This window comes from Pseudomonas sp. 8Z, assembly GCF_902506535.1.
Classification (GTDB): Bacteria; Pseudomonadota; Gammaproteobacteria; order Pseudomonadales; family Pseudomonadaceae; genus Aquipseudomonas.
Genome location: NZ_LR733828.1, coordinates 1 through 1,231, shown reverse-complemented (window position 1 = coordinate 1,231; position 1,231 = coordinate 1). Strand labels below are relative to the sequence as shown.

The window sequence follows — 1,231 nt, the reverse complement described above, 5'->3', positions numbered from 1 at the left end:
GGCTACTGGTAGAGAGCTTTTATGCACTCAAGCGGGATGCTGCGGCGGGTGTGGACGGCATAACGTGGCGGGAATATGAGGGAAAGCTGCACGGTCGAGTGCATGAGTTGCACCGGGAGATACATACCGGGGCTTATCGCGCGCAAGCCTCGCGGCGGGTCTACATCCCCAAGGCTGACGGCACGCCAAGGCCGCTGGGGATCGCCGCGCTGGAAGACAAGATCGTGCAACAGGCGGTGGTCACCGTACTGAACACGATCTACGAAGCAGATTTTCTCGGATTCTCGTATGGATTCCGGCCTGGGCGCAGCCAGCATCAAGCGCTGGATGCTCTCTACGTCGGACTCACCAAGCGCAAGGTGGGCTGGGTACTGGACGCGGATATTAGCGCGTTCTTCGACAGCATCGACCACGAGTGGATGATGCGATTCCTGGCTCACCGGATTGCCGATAGACGCCTGCTGCGGCTGATCGAGAAATGGCTCAAGGCGGGCGTAATTGAAGACGGACGCAGGGTTGAAGCCTTATGCGGTACTCCGCAAGGGGCAGTGATCTCGCCGCTACTGGCGAATATCTATCTGCATTACGTGTTCGATCTTTGGGCGCACCACTGGCGAAGACATCAAGCCGCCGGGAACGTGATTGTGACCCGCTACGCGGATGACAGTGTGTTGGGTTTTCAGTACGAAGGCGAAGCGCGGCGGTTCCTCGAAGCGCTACGCAGCCGGCTCGAACAATTCGGGCTGAAACTGCACCCGGAGAAGACCCGGCTGATCGAGTTCGGTCGGTATGCCGCTATTAAGCGGCGACGGCGTGGGCTGGGCAAGCCGGAGACCTTCGATTTTCTGGGTTTTACCCACTGCTGCAGTAAAACGCGGGCGGGGTGGTTCACGATCCTGCGCCTTACGATCAAGAAACGGATGCGGGTAAGCCTTGCGGCAATCCGGGCAACCCTCAAGCGCCGCCGACATGAGCCGGTGGTCGATGTTGGCCGCTGGTTGCAGAGGGTGGTGCAGGGATACTTCAATTACCACGCCGTGCCAGGAAACCTGCGGAGACTGAATGGCTTCCGTCTGGAACTGACACGTGCTTGGCGGCAGTCGTTGCTACGCCGCAGCCAGAAGCACCGCTTACCGTGGCGTCGCTTCAAGCGACTGGTGAACGCATTCATACCTTATGTCAGGTTGGCACACCCCTACCCGGCAGAACGTTTTCGCGTCAAAACCTGAGG

At 59.4% G+C, this 1,231-nt stretch carries 1 protein-coding gene; it reads left to right on the top strand.

The annotated features are described in order from the left end of the window. Positions 1 to 1,229 (top strand): group II intron reverse transcriptase/maturase (gene ltrA / locus AERO9A_RS22195; RefSeq protein WP_159974127.1); only part of this gene is annotated, 1,229 nt, incomplete at its 5' end. Positions 1,230 to 1,231 lie beyond the last annotated feature (2 nt).